General features: G+C 45.8%; 19 protein-coding genes. 11 read left to right on the top strand and 8 right to left on the bottom strand.

Annotation, left to right across the window (positions count from 1 at the left end; translation table 11 throughout):
- A partial coding sequence (locus PMG71_RS19815; protein WP_283755452.1) for an RNA-guided endonuclease InsQ/TnpB family protein occupies nucleotides 1-523 on the top strand: 523 nt, incomplete at its 5' end.
- Between the two features lie 293 nt (nucleotides 524-816).
- Here PMG71_RS19815 and PMG71_RS19810 read toward each other — a convergent pair.
- The 3 genes from PMG71_RS19810 to PMG71_RS19800 all read right to left on the bottom strand — a co-directional run bounded on the left by PMG71_RS19810 (nucleotide 817) and on the right by PMG71_RS19800 (nucleotide 6868).
- Nucleotides 817-1851 (bottom strand): sulfotransferase family protein, encoded by a 1035-nt coding sequence (locus PMG71_RS19810; RefSeq protein WP_283755451.1) that lies wholly within the window; start codon nucleotides 1849-1851, stop codon nucleotides 817-819.
- Nucleotides 1844-3181, bottom strand: a complete 1338-nt coding sequence (gene gntT / locus PMG71_RS19805) for a guanitoxin biosynthesis MATE family efflux transporter GntT (protein WP_283755450.1) — start codon at nucleotides 3179-3181, stop codon at nucleotides 1844-1846. The genes PMG71_RS19810 and gntT overlap by 8 nt, the downstream gene beginning before the upstream one ends.
- 120 nt (nucleotides 3182-3301) lie before the next feature.
- Entirely contained in the window at nucleotides 3302-6868 is a 3567-nt protein-coding gene (locus tag PMG71_RS19800; protein ID WP_283755449.1) for a Yip1 family protein, read from the bottom strand.
- Nucleotides 6869-6996: 128 nt separating this feature from the next.
- Here PMG71_RS19800 and PMG71_RS19795 point away from each other — a divergent pair, with 128 nt between their 5' ends.
- Nucleotides 6997-7923 carry an Hpt domain-containing protein gene (locus tag PMG71_RS19795; protein ID WP_283755448.1) on the top strand — a complete coding sequence of 309 codons (927 nt, stop codon included), beginning with the start codon at nucleotides 6997-6999 and terminating at the stop codon, nucleotides 7921-7923.
- Between the two features lie 21 nt (nucleotides 7924-7944).
- Here the strand turns inward: PMG71_RS19795 and PMG71_RS19790 are convergent, their stop codons facing one another.
- Nucleotides 7945-9195 carry a bifunctional sterol desaturase/short chain dehydrogenase gene (locus PMG71_RS19790; RefSeq protein ID WP_347179347.1) on the bottom strand — a complete coding sequence of 417 codons (1251 nt, stop codon included), beginning with the start codon at nucleotides 9193-9195 and terminating at the stop codon, nucleotides 7945-7947.
- Between the two features lie 274 nt (nucleotides 9196-9469).
- Here PMG71_RS19790 and PMG71_RS19785 point away from each other — a divergent pair, with 274 nt between their 5' ends.
- Nucleotides 9470-10207, top strand: a complete 738-nt coding sequence (locus PMG71_RS19785) for a 2-phosphosulfolactate phosphatase family protein (RefSeq protein WP_283755446.1) — start codon at nucleotides 9470-9472, stop codon at nucleotides 10205-10207.
- Nucleotides 10208-10225: 18 nt separating this feature from the next.
- A complete protein-coding gene (locus PMG71_RS19780) occupies nucleotides 10226-11227 on the top strand; it encodes a zinc-dependent alcohol dehydrogenase family protein (protein WP_283755445.1) in 1002 nt (333 codons plus the stop codon).
- Between the two features lie 102 nt (nucleotides 11228-11329).
- Here PMG71_RS19780 and PMG71_RS19775 read toward each other — a convergent pair whose 3' ends face one another.
- The gene (locus tag PMG71_RS19775) at nucleotides 11330-12598 is read right to left on the bottom strand and encodes an RNA-guided endonuclease InsQ/TnpB family protein (RefSeq protein WP_283755444.1); all 1269 of its coding nucleotides are present in this window, start codon (nucleotides 12596-12598) and stop codon (nucleotides 11330-11332) included.
- A gap of 44 nt (nucleotides 12599-12642) precedes the next feature.
- Here PMG71_RS19775 and tnpA point away from each other — a divergent pair, with 44 nt between their 5' ends.
- The 3 genes from tnpA to PMG71_RS19760 all read left to right on the top strand — a co-directional run bounded on the left by tnpA (nucleotide 12643) and on the right by PMG71_RS19760 (nucleotide 16350).
- Nucleotides 12643-13068: an IS200/IS605 family transposase gene (gene tnpA, locus PMG71_RS19770; protein ID WP_283755443.1), complete on the top strand. Its 426-nt coding sequence runs from the start codon at nucleotides 12643-12645 to the stop codon at nucleotides 13066-13068.
- A 90-nt stretch (nucleotides 13069-13158) separates the two neighbouring features.
- Nucleotides 13159-15627 carry a DUF3769 domain-containing protein gene (locus tag PMG71_RS19765; RefSeq protein ID WP_283755442.1) on the top strand — a complete coding sequence of 823 codons (2469 nt, stop codon included), beginning with the start codon at nucleotides 13159-13161 and terminating at the stop codon, nucleotides 15625-15627.
- A 27-nt stretch (nucleotides 15628-15654) separates the two neighbouring features.
- On the top strand, nucleotides 15655-16350 hold the full coding sequence (locus PMG71_RS19760; RefSeq protein ID WP_283755441.1) for a hypothetical protein: 696 nt from the start codon (nucleotides 15655-15657) through the stop codon (nucleotides 16348-16350).
- A gap of 42 nt (nucleotides 16351-16392) precedes the next feature.
- Here the strand turns inward: PMG71_RS19760 and PMG71_RS19755 are convergent, their stop codons facing one another.
- On the bottom strand, nucleotides 16393-17088 hold the full coding sequence (locus PMG71_RS19755) for a DUF2202 domain-containing protein (RefSeq protein WP_283755440.1): 696 nt from the start codon (nucleotides 17086-17088) through the stop codon (nucleotides 16393-16395).
- 228 nt (nucleotides 17089-17316) lie between these two features.
- Here PMG71_RS19755 and PMG71_RS19750 point away from each other — a divergent pair, with 228 nt between their 5' ends.
- Nucleotides 17317-18309 (top strand): M23 family metallopeptidase, encoded by a 993-nt coding sequence (locus PMG71_RS19750; RefSeq protein WP_283755439.1) that lies wholly within the window; start codon nucleotides 17317-17319, stop codon nucleotides 18307-18309.
- Nucleotides 18310-18368: 59 nt separating this feature from the next.
- Entirely contained in the window at nucleotides 18369-19505 is a 1137-nt protein-coding gene (locus PMG71_RS19745; protein WP_283755438.1) for an esterase-like activity of phytase family protein, read from the top strand.
- Here PMG71_RS19745 and PMG71_RS19740 read toward each other — a convergent pair.
- Both PMG71_RS19740 and def read right to left on the bottom strand, forming a co-directional pair.
- Nucleotides 19485-20039, bottom strand: a complete 555-nt coding sequence (locus PMG71_RS19740; RefSeq protein ID WP_283755437.1) for an SRPBCC family protein — start codon at nucleotides 20037-20039, stop codon at nucleotides 19485-19487. The genes PMG71_RS19745 and PMG71_RS19740 overlap by 21 nt on opposite strands.
- A gap of 16 nt (nucleotides 20040-20055) precedes the next feature.
- Nucleotides 20056-20604, bottom strand: a complete 549-nt coding sequence (gene def / locus PMG71_RS19735) for a peptide deformylase (RefSeq protein WP_283755436.1) — start codon at nucleotides 20602-20604, stop codon at nucleotides 20056-20058.
- Nucleotides 20605-20686: 82 nt separating this feature from the next.
- On the opposite strand from def, the gene PMG71_RS19730 reads away from it, so the two are divergent.
- Both PMG71_RS19730 and PMG71_RS19725 read left to right on the top strand, forming a co-directional pair.
- Complete coding sequence (locus PMG71_RS19730; protein WP_283755435.1) at nucleotides 20687-20812, top strand: hypothetical protein; 126 nt, start codon at nucleotides 20687-20689, stop codon at nucleotides 20810-20812.
- Between the two features lie 87 nt (nucleotides 20813-20899).
- On the top strand, nucleotides 20900-21310 hold the full coding sequence (locus PMG71_RS19725; protein WP_283755434.1) for a hypothetical protein: 411 nt from the start codon (nucleotides 20900-20902) through the stop codon (nucleotides 21308-21310).
- Nucleotides 21311-21362: the final 52 nt, after the last annotated feature.

Here is a 21362-nt window from a genome sequence, read left to right as displayed (position 1 = left end):
AGAAAAAGCTAGACAAAGATTAGCTAAGGGTCATCTTAAAATAACTAGGCAACGTAAAGACTTTGCTGTGAAGTTAGCAAGGTGCGTAGTTCACTCTAACGATGTGATAGCTTATGAAGATTTAAGAGTTAAGCACTTAGTCAAGAATCACTGTCTAGCTAAAAGTATAAATGATGCTGCATGGTATCAATTTAGAGAATGGATAGAGTATTTTGGGGTTAAATATGGCAAGATAACAATTGCCGTTTCGCCAAACTACACTTCTCAAAACTGTTCTAGATGCGGTGAAATGGTGAAAAAATCTCTATCAACAAGAACCCATGTATGTCCTTGTGGTTGTGTATTAGATAGAGACGAAAATGCAGCCATCAATATTTTGAAGAAAGGACTAAGTACCGTAGGGCATACGGGAACTTTTGGGCTAGACCCAATAAACGCTTGGGGAGAGAATACCCCTACTTTCTCAGAAGTAATTCTGTCTAAGCAAGTAATCTCCGTGAACCAAGAATCCCCGTACCTTTAGGTCGGGGAGTGTCAATTAGAGATCTTGCTGCAACTGGGGTGGGGACAACCAACAGAGGCTTCCTATCAACGCAGTTTGCCTCACTCTGGAAGTCGAGGGTTTCATGCGGTTTATCCGGGAACTCGCCCCATTGGATAGGTTTTTCCCCATTTAGCCTAAGCCAAAATCCGTGGGGGCAACCGGTTCAATATCGGGATCAAAGCCTCTCACTTGATTGATGCGTAAACGGCTCCCTGATCCAAAGTATCAATTTAATGACAACTACTCTAACCGGATTTGATATTACCTCTTCTCTATCCACCTGCCAATAAGCGCTGTTTTAGCATCCCAAGATAGTCCGAACGAAACTTTCTTAGCTGGTAATCGCGAGGATCTTTTTCCCTTAAATCCATCCAAGCTTTTTCCCTTTTTTGCGAGTTCAATTCTCTGGCTACTGTCAACATTTCTTCTGTCACCTTAATTCCTGCTTGAGTCATAAATTCGTAGCCATAAGAATCCATAATCGGCTTTGCCACGCTCTCAATTATTTCAATTTCAGCATCGCTTAAATCTTGCTTAAATTTATCAATGTTAGCGAGTATCGGCGGCGAAGAATTAGTAGACCATAAAGCCGATAAGACAGCTATTTCTTGCGCTTCACTCGATTGGGAAACATCCAGCATCGAGTCTAAAAACTCAATCTCCAAAAACTGACAAATCTGCCGCAAAACCCCTTCTTGATGGGTCAAAAAATCCTCATATCGGATGGTTAAAACCCTCTCTGGATATTTTTCCGCAAGAGCCATAGCAGTCTCGTGGGCTTTAACCCAAGTTATAGCGTTTAGTACAGTATCGAACTCGTGAATAATAGCCCGATTAATACTATGGATTTGAGCTCGGGGATCGCGAACCACATTCAAAAACTTGATGTCTTCAAACAGAGAGATTAACTCTTCAGCATAATAGACGTTATCCAAGGATTTGTCCATCACTACTTTTGCCCCATGCTGTTGTCCTGCTTGAAACAACATTTCCCAAGCAACCGTATGCACGCAGCGAGGACGATCTTTAATACTCTCAAAAATAGCAACTGGCTCTAAAGCCACGTTTTGCCATTTCACCATAGTTGCATTTTGCAAACCGACTAAATCGATAACCAACTGAAAATAAGTAAAGTCATCAGCTAAATCCCCATAAAGCTCTAAGAGTGGCATAAAATCCACCAGATGCAGGGGGTAAGGAGAATAGAACTTGGGAGAAAAATTCAAGCGCAGGCGCAAGGCATGACTGCCACAACGCCGGATAGGAGTCATTAAAACTGGTTTTGGCCGTTTGTTTTTATTATTCATTGTCATTATTAAATTGAAGACTTCTGGGTAACTGTAGGCTAATAGTTAGGGCCCGGACTAGCATAAATGCTGCCAAAGATAACCATAGAATTTGATTACTACTAACATACCATGCCCAGATAGCTATAGGAGTAAATCCTAAAAAAAATCCACTTAAAGCTGAATTTCGAGGGGCGCTTCCGTCTGATAAACCTAAAAAGTAGCCATCCAGCATAAAAGCAACCGATAAAAAGCCTAGAACTGGCACTAACCAGGGAATGTAAATCTTAATTTCGTCGGTCACTTCAGCGTGGTTGGTCAACAGTCCAAATAGAGCTTCAGGAAAGAGGAGAAACACTAGGGCAAAGGAAAGCCCAATAAAGACACTATTTGCGACAGCGATCGCCACTAGAGAAGTCAATTTTTGAAACTCTCCTTTACCTCTAAAGTTACCGCTTAAAGTTTCCGTAGCAAATCCTATGCCTTCAATAAAAGATATAGTCAGTAAAATTACTTCTATCATTAAAGCATTTCCAGCTAGGATATTCGTTCCTATGGCCGCGCCTAAATTGGTGAATAAGAGCAAAGTCCCTCGATTCGCTAAAATTCTAATGAATATATCCCCGTTTAGTATAAAAGTTGCTTTAAACTCCAACCAATTCCAGAATCTTTCTGCCACTGAGAAGATTTCTTGAAACTTAATTTGCCGACTAATCCAGATAATTCCTATTAGCAAGGTTAAATACTGACTCAAGCAGGTAGATAAACCCGCCCCCCAACTTCCCCATCCCCAGCGAACTATAAAAAAATAGTCTAATAGCATATTGGCTCCGTTCCCTAGTGCAGTCATCCAAAGAACTTGAGTGCTTTTTTCTAAGCCTAGCAGCCAACCTATGATTACTAAATTTATTGCGACGGCAGGAGCGCCCCAAATTCGGGCATTAAAATAGGCTGCACCTGCCGTCTTAACTTCTGGACTGGCGCTTAAAAGATCGAACCACAACTTTTCCATGGGATACTGGAAAATTAAAATGGCGCTCCCCAATACTAGGGCAATGAAGCCATTGCGGAGGCAAACTAATAGTACAGTTTCTCGGTCATCTGCTCCTACAGCTTGAGCCGTTACTCCTGTGGTTCCCATTCGCAGAAAGTTCAGCAAGCGGTAGAGATAGTTAAAGATAACTGCTGCGACTGCCACTCCTGCCAAATCGTAGATTTCTGTTAGATGTCCTAAAAAAGCAACGTCAACTAAACCCGCTAGGGGAACCATGATATTTGAGAGGATATTGACAAATGCTAATTTATAGAAACGGACGAAAAAGCCTTCTTGTTTTAGTTGCAGTATGTTCATTTGAGTTACAGAAAAAAAATTACAATCCAGCTTTTTTGTGATGTATTCAACTCTCGATCTACTCGATCTAACTAAATTTCTTGAGGTTCACTAAGTTCATGATTGATTGTTCATTGTTTATTATCCCAAGCCAAAATCTGTCGGGGCAACCGGTTCAATATCAGGATCGAATCCCCCAACTTGATTGGTGCGGAGCATCCAACAGACGGCTCCCTGGGATAAAAAGGTTTTGGTGACCACATCATGGGCCAGTTTTGGCAACAAAGAGCGCCAACTGGCTAAGGTACTATAAATGGTTTTTGCCGGTTGCTCGATCGCAAATTGTCCCAAGGTAGCGCTATCCGATCGCCAATCTTCCCGTACAATCCTTAAGGGAGCCAATTGTTTCCTTAAATAGGGCCCCAATTGCACCAACTGCTCAAAACGTTGGCTTTGCTCATGGTGGGGATTAGCTTCTAACCACCGTTGAATTTCTCGATTAGCTTTAAACTGCTCTACAGTACGCTCGATCGCCCGATATAAGGCTTGGGAAGAATCCTGAACGCAGGAATTAATCGGCGTTACAAAGGTGGTTCCTGTGCCATCGCCAATGCGGTAACGAGCGGCCATAATATCCAATTCCAGGATAATATTATCCAGAACTGAAAAGCGTAGACCATCAAAATTATAGTCATCGGTCAAGGGACTAAACTTAATCAGAGTATCCCCAATCGGACGGCATCCCACCCATCCCCATTGGCGATCGCCGCTATAGCGTTCCCAAGATAAAGAGCCAGCAATAATCCCATCCGTGTTATGGGTATAGATTTGCCGATATTCAATCTCAAATTTTAGTGATCCAGTAAACGGATCTTCTACCACATGGGCAATTCCATAGGAAAAATGACCAAAGAAAATCCCCATCGGGGCAAACTCAGCCTTTTGTCCCCCAATTCCGCCATACATATGAATCAACAAGAGGCGATCGCCCGCATAAATGCCCCGATTGCTTAAACTCGCTTGATTCGGGTCATTCACCAATAGCACTTTAGAAATCGTCCCTTTTTTCGCCGGTAAATTCGCCCAACAGTCCCGGTCAATATAGCGTTGGGTGTCTCGTTTCCCTTCAATCATCCGATCGGCCGTCACCGTAAACAGACTCTGTGGAGCCAGAGAAAGTACCACAAATTCCCCTCGATCGTTTTTAGCTCCCGTAATTCGCCATCCTTGGGAATTAACTGGAGAGCGTTCAAGCTGATAGTTGGTGGATGGAAAAACCCCATGGCGATCGGCTACAACAGAGGGAATATAAACGGGTTCCTCCGGGCCATCAAAGTATTTTGACTGGGGATTATAATGGCGTACCTGGAAGCGGTCATCCCCCAAGGGGCCCAAGATCATAACTAACCCTTGGAAGCGTCCAGAAATTTGTACCGGTTCCCGACGAATCACCAGGGTGGGCCGTAGTCCCGGCTGTTCCAGCACCACCACTGGCCCTGATAATTTCACTAGCACATCATCCACCGGCCTTGCACCAGCTAATGACTCTAAGGGAGTGACGGCTAACCAATGGTTGAGGCGATCGGGATGCACATTACCCTGCTGTTTACTCACCCGCACCTGATCCACAAAATGTACATCTTTAGTCACTTCCTGGAACAAGGTCGCATCGGCCGGATCGTCACTCCAGCGCAAATTTACCACTTGACCCACCAAATATTGATACCGATCCTCCGTATGGTGAACTTCAAACAACACCCCGCGCAGGCGCTGCCGTTGATTCGCTTTCGGCAATAAGAGCCGTCCCATCCAAGTCCCCACCGGTTTATACAACTGACGATTTACCGTTTGCTCCAGGGGATAATAGAACGGATAACTCTCCGGTTGATTAAACAACACACTGCGATAGCGCTGATAATTACTCATTGCCACTTGGTGAGGATTTGTGCCCATTGTCCAATCCTCTAACAGGATACCGGTCATTAAATCCACCGTTTGATCCAGATAGCTACGTCCATCGGGTAAAAATGTATAATCATCTAACGGCCCCGTCGGCCCATCATGGCCCACAGGCCCCAAATCGATCAGACTAATTTTTCCACGACGTTTTGCCCGGTTCCAATTGGACTGCACCATAATCGGCCAACGTCCAGGAAATAGAACTGGCCCCAAGCGTTCCACATTATCTTTTTCGCCCACCAGATGATAGAGATGCTCCACCTCCATCGCTCCCGTATTTCCACTAATCACACCCGCTAGAGAAATCACTTCAATGTTAGCTCCTGTGGCTCCATAGAGATAGGAAACTGCCGCCATGGACATCTGTCCCCCCCCGCTATAGCCAATTAAGGTAATCGGGGTTTTACTCTCCACCTGATAGCCAAAGTTAATCAGACTCTCGAACAGAACTTGAGCCAGTCCTTGGTTTTGAATGGGGCCATAACGAGGATCGGCGGCCACTGCAACGGCAACAATATTACGAACATTGACAATAAAACCAATGGGACTATCGGGTGCTTTGAGTCTAATAGAATCAATAATGCGCCAGAAGAAGGCAAAGGGACGATTTTCCGTCAAGGGGCGGTTGGTGACGGAATAGGGCATAATCCCTTTGACAATTAAGATATTTTCAGGAACCTTATCTGCTAAACGATTGAGCAGGAGTTCCACATCAGGTAAATATTCGTGGGTTCCTTGGGAAATGCCGTCTAAATAGATGACGTAGCGGGAAATTTTGGTAGAATTGGAGGCTTGACGGACGGGGGTTCCAGGATAGCTGAGTTCTTCATCGCCATACCATCCAGCCCACCATCCTAGGCTTTCGGTTGGGGTGAGGATGATGGCGAACAGGAGCGCGATGAAGCTAATGATGCTCAGGTCTACAATTAGATCTACTGTTCGACTGAGGGATGCATACCAATTCGCTAGGAGTTGATAGGATGAGGGGGAAAGCAGGAAGGCTAAAATGATACCTATGAAGACGGCAATTAGGATTTTGGCATAGCCGGGAAAAGAACGCTTTGAGGGGGTGGGTTTGGCTTTTTCTTTGACCCAATTGGCTTTTTTCCGACCCTGATATCCGGCTCTGACTCGTTCTTCGAGTTCGGATTTATCCCAAACCAGTTGAGTACCAGCAACCGTATTCATGAGCCAACCTCCCAAGGCGGTAATGGGACGGCCAATGGTACGCTGACACAGTTGTAGGAAGAGCCATCCTAAAACAGCACAGCTAAAGGCGGGCCAGGTATCGAGTTGGGTAAGGGTTTCAAAACTGACGATAACGGCTAGGAAACTCCAGATGGAGAGAATGACCCCGACGGGTACACCTAGGTAGGGGATAGCTACTAAGAAACCGAGCATTTGAGGGGCATAGCTCAGGCCGATGATATTGGCCACTTCGGCAAACTGGGTATCGAGTTTGAAGAAGAAGTTACCGACAAACCAAACGCTCAGAGACCAAAATCCGTAGGCGATCGCAAATAAAAAGGCGGCAAAGGTTAAACTTAAGCCAAAGCGAATCGGTTTAACTTGATTAATATAGAGAACAATGGATTGACCGATCGCCTGAGCCATGCCCGCAGAGAGTACCACAATCAGGGCGACTCTGCCCCCTAATGGCAAGCTATTGATCAGTTCAAAGGCTTCTGGGTTAAGGGTTAATGCACTACTTACGAGATGCCAAAATTGATCGAGGGCAGTATCAGTCATGGGTTCTTAGTGGGGCCTATTGCCGTTGCATCCTGAAGGATTTTGGCTCGATTGTACACCGACTTGGTAACATGAGAGTACCAAGTTGAGAGCTTCAGATTGATTTTACTATTTTGAGGGCGATCGCCATGAGTGCTAATTCGCAAATTGTCGGTTATTTTCTCGAAGAAGCTAAGGAGCATCTTGATACCATTGAGCAAGGCTTGTTGGATCTTCAGTCCACGATGAAAGATCAGGAAAGTCTCAATGAATTATTCCGAGCTGCCCACTCGGTTAAAGGGGGAGCGGCTATGTTAGGTTTTAGCAGTATTCAGAAAACCTCTCACCGTCTTGAAGATAGTTTTAAGATTCTCAAAGAAAATCCTAAAATTGCGGTCGATCATAAGCTGGAAAATTTATTTCTCAGTGGCTTTGATGTGCTACGAGATTTGCTCGAACGAGTGCAAGGGCCTTTTGGACTTCGGGATGATGAAGCCAAACAGATTTTAGAGGAAGCTGAACCGCGATTTTTACAACTACAAGCTCATCTAGAAAGCCTTGATAGCGGTGGCCCAGGCATTGAAGAAGAAGTTACGCCGCCCCCTCCGAAGAAAGCGCCTGCTCCTGTAACGGCCTCTAGCAGTTCTGACTTTCCTCATCAAGTTACCCGCGTTTTACGGGAAATGTTACAAGTATTTAAGCAAAAGACGACCCCTACAAATCGTCAGCAATTAGAGGAAATTTGTTCTGGGCTGTTGAATTTGGATGAACAATCAGCCGAATGGATCTCTTTGGTAGAAACGGCGCAAACGGCGATCGCCAATACCCAAGCGTCTTATGAAACTTTAGCGCCTTTGGTGATTAAGGAGCTGAAAATCGCTTCAGAATTGGTTAATGTGGGTCGTACTCAAGAGGTTAAACCTTCTCCTGAATTGGCTCAATTAGCAGCATCAGCGACGGCTAAACGAGTAGCCATTAGTCTAGAACCGCAAGCGGCGGCTCAAGTGTTGATGGCTTCCTTTAATTCCAAGCAATTACAACAGTTATTGGTTGCTCTGAAAAAAGGTGCGGCTTAATTGTCCTTCAAGTGAAGGGATTTAAAGGGTGGGTTGTTCTGTTTCTGGCTCGGCAGTAAGATCGGTAGCTCTTTGACTAAAGAGTTGAAAATATAAGGAACGCAATCCTTCTTTAAGGGGAAAAGCCAAAAAGGTAATCGGGTTAATGGTCACAATAATATTGCGACTATCGGCTTTGGCTTGATGAATGATTTGCTCGGCAACCCAATCGGCAGATAAGACTCCAATGGGATTGAGATGACTTTTAAAGGGCCCTAAAATGAGTTTGCGGACAATACAAGGAGCATCCAAACGGCGCAGGGTGACTAAATCACCGATGGTGCGCTTGCTAAGTTCATATAAGGGACTAAAGGCGGGGGAAACTTCGGCTTCTGAGGTGTTCACCCAAACTTCTTTACAGGCCATATCTCGGTTGGTGTGAATGGTTTTGAGGAATAATTCCATCAAGCGCCAACTGGAAAAGGCGTTCACCTGATAGGAGGTTTCGATCGCCTCTGGAGTGCGATCGCCATGGACATTAATGCCATGATTGAGAATTAGGATATCAATGTTTTGCAGATGCTCTTGTAGTTCGGACTCTTTCCCCACTTGCCAAGAAAGAGTCGGGATAGTCACCTGTTTCTCGTTAACTGTAATTTCAATATTTTGAGTTCCAGAAGTGAGGGCGATGGGTTTTGCCCCTTGGTGATGTAACTGATACAGGAGCGATCGCCCCAAGGCTCCAGAAGCACCGGTTACCGCTACCGTTTTTCCCTTCAAAGATAAAGCTGTTCCCATAATCCGATCCACAAATGTAAATGTGCCACAAAAATAAGCATTCTGATGATCAAAATGATGCCGCCAATGATAACTGCGATTCACCAAGGTGTGACTGGGAATGGCATCAAACGCTCCCGGACGGTGGGTTGAGTCTGTCCACTCTTCCATTCCCGGAACCCCCGATCCTCGCCCTATGGCTGTCAATAGAAAGGTCGCTGAATAGATGATGGCAGCTCCCGTTCCCCAAAGCTGATCGTTGAAATATACAGCACCGATCAACCCTAAACTTGCAGAAAGCAGCATCACTAAACTTTCCGGCACATCATTGTACCAATGGGCTTTTTGATAAATTTCTGTACTCACTGGGTTTAAATCGGGGCGAAAGACGCGATGATGCCATACATGCAACCGGTAGAGGGGTTTCCAGACATGGGCTAGAGCATGATAACCATCGCGAACACATTCTACGGCCGCGATCGCCAGTAAGCCCCAGGCTAAACTCAGCCAGCTCAACTGATTGAGAGTATTCATCCACTCTGCCCACAGCAGACCATCGAAGGCAAACAAGAGCAGAACGAACCAACTAAACATACACACTCCTACAGACAACCCGTTTTCTTCCCCCTAGAGCATAGATCCTCTAGGGATTTCTTCCCAGTGTACAATTGCTTTCTCGTTAATCACCATTGAGTTTAACTATAGATATCTGCATCAGATTTAGCGGGGAAGGGTTCAAAGAATTCTACAATGGGATGTTGACTCTTACTGAAAAACTCCAGGTTAGGTTGTGAAACTCTTTGTTTACCATACGCCCGAATTAACCCCTACCGATCGTTTACCCGAATGTGCGATCGCCGTGGATGTTCTCAGAGCCACGACGACCATGGCTACAGCCCTCCATGCTGGGGCAGAAGCGGTACAAGTCTTTAGCGATATACAAAAGCTCATGGATGTGAGTAGCCAATGGCCGCAAGAGAAGCGCCTGCGGTTTGGAGAACGCGGTGGGGCAAAGGTGGAAGGATGCGATCTCGGTAATTCTCCCTTAAGTTGTACTCCAGAGGTTGTCAAAGAAAAGCGTATTTTTATGAGTACAACCAATGGCACTCGCGCTCTGCAACGGGTGGAAGCCTCTAAAACTGTGGTTACGGGAGCCTTAATTAATCGTCAATCTGTTGTTAATTATATTACTAGCCAACAACCGGAGAGTATTTGGATTGTTGGATCGGGATGGGAAGGGAGTTTCTCCTTAGAAGATACGGTGTGTGCTGGGGCGATCGCCCATAGCTTATTAACCGAATTTACCCTCGCTTCCCCGATCTCGGAGGTCAATGATGAGGCGATCGCGGCTGTAGCGCTCTATCGTCAATGGCAAGAGCGTTTAGTCGATCTGCTGCAACAAGCCAGCCATGGCAAGCGCTTACTGGGTTTGAATGGTATGGAAGATATTGAGTATTGTGCCCAACTCGATAGCCTCAATGTTTTACCCATCCAAAAAGAACCCGGAGTTTTAGTTTCCCATCATTAATCATTCGGAGGTGTTTTCATGAAAGCCATGGTTATGACCGCTCCTGGAGGCAGTGAGGTGCTACAACTCCAGGATGTGCCCGAACCTAAACTAGAAAATGAGCGACAACTGCTGGTTCGCCTAAAAGCGGCTGGAGTCAACCCCATTGACACCAAACTACGGAAAAGAGGAACCTTTTACCCCGATCGAATGCCTGCTATTCTCGGTTGTGATGGGGCGGGCATGGTTGAGGCGATCGGTTCAGGAGTACAAAACTTTAAAGTGGGTGATGCTGTCTATTTTTGCAACGCTGGACTCGGCGGCCATCCGGGAAACTACGCCCAATGGGCCACCGTTGATGAACGCTTTGTCGCCCACAAACCCACCTCCCTCAGCTTTGCCGAAGCTGCATCCGCCCCCCTGGTATTAATTACCGCTTGGGAATCCCTCTATGACCGCGCTAGGCTGCAACCGGGGCAAACCGCTCTCATCCATGCAGGGGCGGGAGGAGTCGGTCATGTGGCGGTGCAACTGGCTAAACTGCAAGGGGCATCCGTTTGTACCACAGTCGGCTCCCCAGAAAAAGCCCAGTTTGTCGAATCCCTAGGAGCAGACCGAGCCATCTTTTATAAAGAGACTGACTTTGTGCAAGAAACCCTTAACTGGACATCAGGAGAAGGGGTTGACGTGGCTTTCGATACTGTCGGGGGGGCAACCTTTGCCCAAACCTTTCCCGCCGTCCGTATTTATGGCCATCTGGTGAGCATTCTCTCTCCAGCAACGGATACGAACTGGAAAATTGCCAGAGACCGGAATCTGAGTATTAGTTTAGAATTGATGCTCACTCCCATGGTGCAAGGTCTAGTCTCTGCCCAACAAGATCAAGCCAAAATTCTTCAGCAGTGCGCCCGTTTAATTGACCAGGGAGACCTAAAAATCCATTTGGGCACGACCTTTTCCCTCAAAAATGCCGCAGCCGCCCATGAACTCCTGGAGAAAGGTTCAATGATGGGCAAAATTGCCCTCTTGATTGAAGACTAGGAGGCTAGGGAACAAGATATCTTTGCCTCCCTTTTCCTCTATATCTAGACCCTAGCTTGACACTCCCCGCTCTAAAGAGACGGGGATTCTTAAGCAGCCCATTCATGTCCGCTTTGCGGAAAATCGGACTCTTAAAGGCGTTGTCAAAGCGCCGCTACCTAGTCGGCTTAAATCAATTTCAAACCTTCTAGCTACCTTTCTGAGGATATTTGCTGCTCCATTGCAGTCAGCATTAATTAACCAACCAGCATCTGATTGATACAGACCTCGCTTAATTCGTTTTCCAGATGGCTTCCAGTTGTCGGGTTTCTCACCGTAAGTAGGAATAAAATCACCATCTAAGAATGAAGCTTTTGAAGTATATGATTCTTCAGTTTCTATGAATTGAATCCCATATAGATCGCTAAGTTGTTTAATTCTATTTTTCAGTCTAGCTGTAGGGATTAAGACGAACTCTTGATTAATCTTTCCTCCTAATTTAATGGACTGTTTTTGTCCTTCATTCCAACCCAACACTATTTTGCCAATCTTATATTTCAAGCAATGATCAATAACGATTCTTGCAGCTTTATTTATAGCATCTCGCATTTGACGATTACGCTTTTCGGTAAGAGCAGCAAGTTGCTTAGACCAGAATCCTTGTGGTTTACCTTCTTTTAGGATTGCCACTCGTTTATTATACCATTGATTCTTAGATTTGATGGGTTTGCCGTCAATAATAAAGCTATGTCCCTGAGTATCTACGCAAGTCAACCAATTATCTAATCCGTGATCGATAGACAAAGCATGACCGGTATCTAGTTCTTTTGGTTGTTCTGTCACCCCATAGACATATTCAGCATAGAAACAGCTATTCCGAGGTAGGATTCTAATCTCTTTAATTGAGTCCCAGTCTAAGTTTTTAGCCATAGGAACATAAAAGCTATCAATCCCAAACCAAGCTTTTACCTTAAGCCCTAATGGAACTCTGATTCCTTTTTCGGTAAGCTTGAGCCATTTTTTAGGATAAGAAACAGTAAAAAGTCCTTGTTTTCTGTATTTGGGCGGTTTAGGCTTAAACTCCAACTTCCCTTTCTTGAAAAGGCTAAGGAGTTCTTTGAAGCTTTTGAAAGATTCTACCACTCCATTACAAATTTGTTGGGCACTAGAGGCATACATTGCGCCAAAATGTCTATTCCACTTCATTGACCGACAAAGTTCAGCCCTACCCATGAAACGATGTTCTTTGAACCATATTTGTCTAGCCAAGTACACTGAACAATTGAATACTTTGTTGGCTTCACCACATAGATATTCCAGGATAGCCAACAAGTCTTTATCAGGATGCAATAAGTTTTGTTGACATCCTATTTTTTGATTATTTTTCTTCATGCTGTTATTATAATAGCATTGTCGATAAGTTTCAATCTGTCAACATGAGAGATCGATCAAAGGAATACCGCCATAGCAATCAATCAGTAGGTTTAGCCCATGTTCACCTAGTCTGGATACCTAAACGGCGCAAGAAAGTTCTGGTTAAGGGAATAAAGACTAGATTAGCTGCAATTTTAGGAGAAGTTGCAACTGAAAATGATGGGTTGATCAAAGGGTTAGAAATAGCCCCAGATCACGTTCATGTATTGCTAGAACATGGCTCTGATGTAGCTATTCATAAAATAGTCAAAGCTTTGAAAGGGAGATCTTCTCGATTGCTACGACAAGAGTTTCCTGTTCATGTCCGCTTGCGGAAATTGCTTAAACTTCCCAGTCTATGGACTCACAGTTATTTTTACGATACAACCGGAAAAATAAGTACAGCCAAAGTTCTAAAATATATGAACGATCCTCATCAGGGCGACTAAAGTCGCCCTGTCGCTTTTCCGCCCCGAACTAAAGTTACGGGGCTACCAAGCTCCCGTGCTATTTTCGTGTTGGAGTGAATTGTAGAATCTATGCCCTATCCTGTCCCCCCTCAACTTCCGCCGGTTGTTCATGCTATTCCCTATCAAAGTGTCAGTATTGCCGAGTCAACTGAAGGACTAGATTGGGCGGCTCCTGCACCTGTGGCTATTTCTGAAGCAGTAGAGAGTCCTGAAGCTGTTTCTATGGCGGAAGGGAGGAAGAGTGAACCAGAACAGTTGACTTGGGTAGGTGGACAGAGCCTATCCCCCATTTCTGCCCCGGAATTGTCTTCTCCTGATGATGAACGCTTGGTTGCCGGTAATGAGGCTTCAGCGTTAGGGGGTGAGTTGTCGGTGAGTTTGGAGAGTAAAGATCTGAGTCCGGAGTCGATGACTGAGCCGGAATTACCGCCAATTCCAGCTCCTGTGTCTTCCTGGGAAACGACTCCAGCTTCTGAGTTGATGGAAGAAGGGTTATGGGGGCATCGGGAAACTCTTGCCCAAACTCCTGCGATGGAGGCTCTTCCGGCTTCAGAAATTACGCCCCTTAACCGAGATCTTCCGGAGCCTGTTCCCCCTAGAGAAAGGGAGATCCCTGTGGAAGAGGCTGAACCGGAAGCGGTTGAGATTCCTATTGCTCCTCCGGGACAAGACTCAGTGATTGAATTAACAGCCGATCGCCAGGAATTTGACGATCAACGGCAGATTTTCACGGCCGAAGGTAATGTGGAAATGGTTTTTGATGAGGCGGTTTTGCGAGCAGATAAGTTACAGGTGAACTTGATTAACCGTTTGGCTCTAGCGGTGGGCAATGTTTCTTTAGTTAGTGGGGAACAAATTTTATTAGGCTCTCGCTTTTTCTATAATTTTGTGCAAGGAACGGGAGCGATTGAAGAGGCGAGAGGTGTTGTCTATATTCCTACTGCGGGAACGGATTTTGATTTTACGGATGATAGCCCAGATTCCCAACTTTTGCCTCCGGGAGAGCGGATTATTTTAGAACAACCGCCCACGGATGTTCGGGATGCTGGTGGTGTCATTATTAATGTGGGTGGTGGAGGGAGTGCGGCGACTACTAGCGTTCAACAAGGGGGACAGGTACGACGGGTGCGGTTTGAGGCGCAACGGTTGGATTTTACTCCTGAAGGTTGGCAAGCGGTTAATATTCGGTTTACGAATGATCCGTTTTCGCCGCCAGAATTGGAGGTACGAGCAGATCGGGCCCAGTTAAGGCGTATTTCTCCTCTGGAAGATGAGGTTTTGGCGACTCGTCCTCGGTTGGTGTTTGACCAGCGTGTAGGGGTTCCTCTGTTGCGCGATCGCCTGATCATCAGTAGAGAAGAGCGCGATCCGGCGATCGCCAATTTGGGCTATGATAACCGCGATCGCGGCGGTCTATTCGTCGAACGCAGTTTTGAAATCATTGAAACTCGCCGTTTTGCCCTCCGTTTAGCTCCCCAATTCCTGGTTCAACGCGCCCTAGGCTTCTCCAGTGATAACCGAGATGGAGAGAGGGTAGCGGAGGAAGATTTAGAAAACGATTCTTTTTGGAGTTGGATCGGTTTACGAGCCTCTTTTGATGCGAAGTTAACGGATCAAACCAATTTGCAAGCGAATGTCAGTTTAGCTGGACTCAATAATACCGGAGATACCGCCAGGGCAAATGTACAATTGCAACACTTAATTGCGAATCATACCTTAAGCGCTGAATATACCTATCGCAATCGATTTTATAATGGCTCCCTCGGCTTTCAAACGGTCGATCGCAGCGTCGGAGTTGTTTTTGCTTCACCCATTCAGTCGATTTCTGATACAGGCATTTTTGTCAATTATCAAGCCAGTTTCCAAAATATCTACGCTCCCACCGATCGCATAGAATTATTGGATCTGTCCAATTTGAGTGATGACCGAGTAACCTTAAATCGTACCCAGATCAGTGCTACAGTCCGCCGTCCCTTTTCTCTGTGGAAAGGGGAACCCTTACCGGCGACTCCCACAGAGGGACTCAAATATACCCCTAAACCGGTGGTTCCCTATGTCCAATTTTTAACGGGATTGACGGGCACAGCCGGATTTTATAGTAATGGCGAGAGTCAATCCTATTTACAAGCTTTAGTCGGATTGCAAGGACAATTTGGCCATTTCTCTCGCTCTTGGCTGGACTACACGGGGTTTAGTTTGCTCTATGCACAATTTCTTCCCACGGGAGAATCACCCTTTCGCTTTGATCGGGTGGCGGATGTGCGGGTTCTACAGCTAGAACTGAATCAACAATTGTATGGCCCCATTCGCATTGCGGCTCGTGCTGGGTTTAATCTAGATACAGGTAAAACCATCAGTACGGATTATATGGTTGAATATAGTCGTCGCACTTATGGCGTGACCTTTCGCTATAATCCAGAGTTGGGTTTAGCTGCTCTTGGATTTCGCTTGGGTGATTTTAATTGGAGCGGGGTGAGTCAGTCTTTTTCGAGTCCGAATATTCGCCAAGCAACTCCAACTGTAATTCAATCTTTCTAATTTTAAGTCCCTATTATCCATTCTCCCATGACGGCATCGGCAAACCCATGGATTAATCTTCTGGAGAGTATATCGGCTGGGCGCAGTGTCTCTGAGATGCGATCGCTCTGCTATGTTCCGGCTTTGCTGATTTACTATAGTTTTGACTTATCTGGATATCAGGTGGAAGAGTGTATCAATCGGTGGTTAGCTCAGTTTAAGGGGGATTGGCTGCGGTTGGCGATTGTGGAAGCTTTATATCAAGGCCGATATAAGATGATTTCTATTGAGCAAATTTTATATCTTTGGCAAAGACGAGGACAGCCGATCTGCCACTTTAACCATGAATTCGAGCAAATTGTCTGTAGTAAGTTGCCGGAAGATTTATTGCCTTTAGACTATCTGAGTGTAACTCTAGAAATCCTTCCTTCTGATCGTGATTTATCTCCCAAAGATCGGTTGGTTTCGGATGAGGATGAGTCTGAAGAGAGTTTCTCTATACGGACTAATGGGATTGCAGAAGTAGAACACAGTGGTGATCGCAATCTTGATGCTTCTGTACCGGAATCTTTCGGATCGGATGATTCGGCGATCGCCGTTGAATCAGAATCGGAACCGATCCATGGGGACTCCGATCCACTGCCCTTGGATCAGCCCCCCATCGATCAATTTTCGCCCCCTTTACCAACTTCTGAGTTTTATGTGAAACTACAAGCTTTTGCCCATGATTCTCCCCCCAGTTGAGTGCGTCTAGGGGAGTCAACAGGTTTCTATGCACCGATCTCCCTATCTCTCGCCCCCTCTGTAGCCTTTCCTACCCTGGTTGCGTCCTTGTCTTCCTCGTTCATGAGCAGAACTGATAATGGCGTTGTATTGTTCTGTGGATAAATGTTGGGGTTGGTAGGTTTCACCGGTTTGACGTTTTAAAGTGGAGACAAAGGAGCGTAAATGATTGTGAGAACCTTGTTCTAAATTCTGATAAAGTCTCTGAAGATCGGGGTTTTGAGTTTGACTGCTCCTCTCTTGTAAATCGGCAATATCGAGTTCTTCAATTTCTGCACCCACTTTGAGAGCTTCCACCAGGGAAACTTGACCGGTTCTGACCAGGGAATTGTATAATTGCTGTAAGTCTGGATTGGTAAAAACGCCTAGGTTTTTACCGGCGATCGGATCGTTGATTCCATAACGATTGAGGACGCTGAGAACGGCGCTCATATGCCGCGTTTCGCTTTGGGCAATATTGTCAAAAATACGCATTTGCCAACGCCTATATAGCGCTACATAGATATCATGGGCCAATTTTTCCTCTTCTCGCATATAGAGTAATCCTTCTGTTTCTGAATCACTGAGAGGATTCAGAACTAGATGAGGGGTTGAGTGCATCATTGGCTTCACTTCCGATAGGGTTTGTGGGGGATGAATCGTTGATAATGGGCTTAGATTAGGTAAGTTCGTGGTTAACGTCAAGATTAAAGACCACATGGGAGCGACTCCTTTATATATTTTAATCACTATTTAGTAGTATAGCTAAATAAAAGTTTTTTGGGGATAGTCTAGGAAAAAAATTAGGATAAGTGCCCTCAGTCAAAGGGTTTAAGCGCCGAAAGTTCCCGGAGCAATGGGGTTGATCGTGGGAAGATCCGATAAAATGAGTCTTTAATTGGAGGCTCAACCCGTGGTCTGGATCTATGGTTCTTGGGAGGAATAAAAATGAAAAAAAGGATACACTTCGTTGTATGGGGATTGGCGATCGCCCTCTTACCCTTAACCCGCGTGTTCACTTCTCAACAGCCATCGATCGCCCAAAGTTGGGGTTGGCCCTCATCCACCACCACAACCTGTAACTTAAATAACCGCTTTATTTTCATTCAAAATACCCAAGATCGAGATATTCCTGAAATTAGCCGCCTCACAGGAATTCCCCAGTACCAGATGCAAGCGTGTCATTTATTTCAACAGTCCGGCAGCCAACGGGAAGTAGTAGAAGGGCTACAAGCCTTAACCGAGGGTCAGAATATGGCTGCTGTTGTCCTTCCCTTGAGGGCTCGAGGCTATCAAGTTTTTTCTCATTTTGCTATTAGTCCGGATGGTGTAATTCCTTCCACAGGAGGCTTATCGACTGCTCGCTTGCCTAACCGACAATTTCCCCAACCCTCTCTAGAACCAGAGGATCTCAGGGAAAATCCGATCGAGAATCCCACCGCAAACAGTGAAGAGCGGGCTTGGGTGTTTCCTTCCCCCCTCGAACCCACCCAAACCCTCTGGCTTGCTCCTGTTCAAAATGCTCGTATTTCCTCCCCCTATGGATGGCGCACCACCCGCAGATGGGGTAGAGAACTGCATACAGGCGTTGATTTTGCCGCTCCTATCGGGACTCCAGTCCTAGCTACTGCCGATGGCGAAGTGACGTTTGCTCATGAATCTGCTGGAGAGGGAGGCTTAACGATTACTCTCTTACATGCTGATGGTACACGCACCCTTTATGGCCATCTGTCAAAAATTTTAGTCCGTCAAGGAATGCAGGTGCGTCAAGGAGATACCATTGGTTTAGTGGGAAATACAGGACAATCCACGGGGCCCCATCTGCATTTTGAAGTTTATCCCCCCGGTGTCTATGGGCAGCCGGTCGATCCTTGCAGCGCTGAGTATTTAAATTGTAGTAATGTGGCATCTAATCCTCAGAATCTATTACCTCAACGGTAATGATTCAGTAGCACAATCGGTTAAGATCTCTTTGTTGAGATGGTTTGAGTATGGCGCTGATGAAACGCTTCTTGCTTCCCCTGTTGTTATTGAGTCTGTCTGTCGTTGGGTTACTCAGTGGTTGTAGTGTGGCTGAAGTGAGCGCCCAAGAGCGGTTATTTTTGCCCTTATCTTTGGAATGGGTGGGAGAGGTAACCCTAGCAAAACAAGAGTTTGAGGGAACAACCGTAGGCGGATTATCGGCGATCGCCTATGATCGATTGGGCGATCGCCTCTATGCCCTTTCCGATGACCGCAGTCTTCACAGTCCCACTCGTTTTTATACCTTTAATCTGAACCTCGATCCCTTTCAACTCAACCTAGAAACCGTTACCCCCTTAAAAACCCCTGAAGGCACACTTTATCCACAAAATACCCTCGATCCCGAAGGGTTAGCCCTCACTCCCAACCAAAGCCTACTCATTGCCAGTGAAGGCATACCCGACCAACAGATCCCCCCAGCGATAGCTGAATATGACCGGGAAACCGGACAATGGCTCAATCAGCTCCCTATTCCTCGGCGCTATCTTCCTGACGCTTCAGGAGATGAGCAACAAAAGGGAGTACAAAATAACCTCGGATTTGAATCCTTAACCACCAATCCCATTGGCTCTGTTCCCACTAGAGGGGAACCCTTGCGCGTATTCGTTGCCACAGAAGCAGCCTTAACCCAAGATCGAGATCCAGAAGCCCAAGAATTATTCAATAGCAGAACGCGGTGGATGCATTATCTTCTCAGTGAAGGGCCACCCCTATTAGTTTCCGAACACCTGTATGAACTCGATCCCCCTGAACCGGGTATCGCCTCCCAAGGGTTAACGGAAATTTTGGCTCTGGATGAACCGGGACATTTTCTCACCCTAGAGCGCTCTTTTGGTTTATTGGGGTTTCAGACCAAGATCTTCCAAGCCGTTACCGGAGCAGCCACTGATATTTCTAATGTTCAATCTCTGAAAGGAAACTTAGGGGAATTGAAGGCGATTCGGAAACAATTGGTGTTAGATTTAGATACTTTAGATCTGACTTTAGATAACCTAGAAGGAATGACGTTTGGCCCCCGTTTTCCTGATGGCAGTCCTAGTTTAATTTTGGTCAGTGATGATAATTTTAATCCCCCTCAGAAAACGCAGTTTCTGTTATTTCGCATCCTCAGTTAAAGGACAAAGGACTTGGCGCATGTGTCGCATATTGGCGGGCAATTCAATTTTCAAGGCTTGTTCAATTAAGGGTGCAGGCACGGGAAAGTTGGGCGTAGCTTGAACGGCATAGCTGACGAGGGTTCCTTGTTGATAGTCTTGAAGATGAAGATAGGCGAGAAATTCGGAGAAAGATCCTTTAAGAAGTTGAAATTCTATGGCTTGGTTGAGAGTTTCCCGGATTTGTAGGTAAATTTCTACTTCTATCCGCAATAGGATAAAGTCTTTGATTCCTTTTTGATAGAGTTGTTGGTTTTGGGTTAAGACTTGACTGTGGGTAATATCGGGAAAATAATTGACCCATTGGGGATAGTTGGTGACTTTTTGCCAGCATTGTTGACGATTCAGGGGAAGATAGAGTTGAGCGATCGCACTGCCTCCTCCTAAGCCCCAGGGTTCTGTTTTGACAGCAATGTGACCGTCACGTAGAGAGGGAGAGGGTTGAGCGTTGCAGGTTTTGGTAATGTGGTTGATCCAGGGGGTGGCTCGATTCATGGTTATCGATTCAATTTTAAGACGTTGAAAGGGGTAGATGACCAACAATTTGGCGGTGATATTCTGATTCGCTCATTAACTCTTGGGTGCTTTCTACGCGATCGATAAATAGTTTTCCCTCTAGATGATCGAATTCATGTTGAATAATTCGTGCTACAAAATCGGTAAAGATTTGCCGTTCAGGTTTACCGGTTGCATTAATATATTCTACTTCTATTTCTGTAAATCGGGGCACTAAGCCTCGAATTCCAGGTACACTTAAACAGCCTTCCCATCCTTTGATTTGGGTGTCTGAATGACTGATGATCTGGGGATTGATCAGTGGGGTGGGTTCCATCAGGGGAGCATGGGGGTAGCGCAGATTGGGGCGAGAGGCCACAATGAGTAAACGGTAAGGTTGTCCAACTTGGGGGGCAGCAATACCTACGCCATTGGTAATTTTTGCTGTTTCAATTAAGTTTTGGATCAGGCTCTGAATCTGTGGATCTTTGGGGTTGGGTATGGGTTGAGCTAGGGTTCGTAGAAAGGGATGACCGAGTTGGTATATTTCTAAAGGCTCTGTCATAGGGGTTGAGGGGTTGTAGCGTGAACTGTTTTTGAGTGTAACTCAAGGGTAATGGGCTGATGCACAACTGCGGATAATATAAATGAATGTAACAGGCGATCGCCTAAAATTGCTGCAAACCGATGAGACTTCTGAGAAAATTTGGGCTATTGTAAAGAATTGTGAAGAAATTTTCATGAATCTTGTGCTAGATGCAAACAAAACTTAAGATTTGTCCAGAAGCTAATGATGTACGGATAGCCCCAATCCCTATCTAACCCATTAACCCTTACAACTCTTGGGAGTATTTTTAACTATGGCATTTCTCAAAAACTTACTCGGCGGCAAAAAAGATAACTTTCAAGTCCAATTTGATGACAGCCCAAAGCCTGAGACTAAACCGGTAGCCACTCCTGCACCTGCCGCACCTGAAGCACCAGCGCCTGCACCTGCTGCTGAAGCACCAGCTCCAGCGAAGAAAACCAAAACCAAAACCTTCAGAAAGGCAAAACAGCAAGCGGCTCAACCGGAAGCCCCCTCTGCACCTGCACCTGCACCTGCACCTGCACCAAAACCAGTTGCCAAAGCTAAACCGGCTCAACCGGTGGTAGAAGGAGGGTTTGCGACTAAGTATATGAATACGGGATTAGGAGAAACCCTGAGTCGTCGTCGTCCTGGAGCCAACATGAAAGGCTTTTTAGAGATGGCACGTAAAGCGAAAAACTAGGGAATAGGGAATAGGGAATGGGGAATACAGCAGTTTGCTCTGCTATGCGGTA

Source organism: Roseofilum acuticapitatum BLCC-M154, assembly GCF_030068475.1.
GTDB lineage: Bacteria > Cyanobacteriota > Cyanobacteriia > Cyanobacteriales > Desertifilaceae > Roseofilum > Roseofilum acuticapitatum.
The sequence above is the reverse complement of the archived record's forward strand: the minus strand, read 5'-3'. Positions and strand labels throughout refer to the sequence as shown.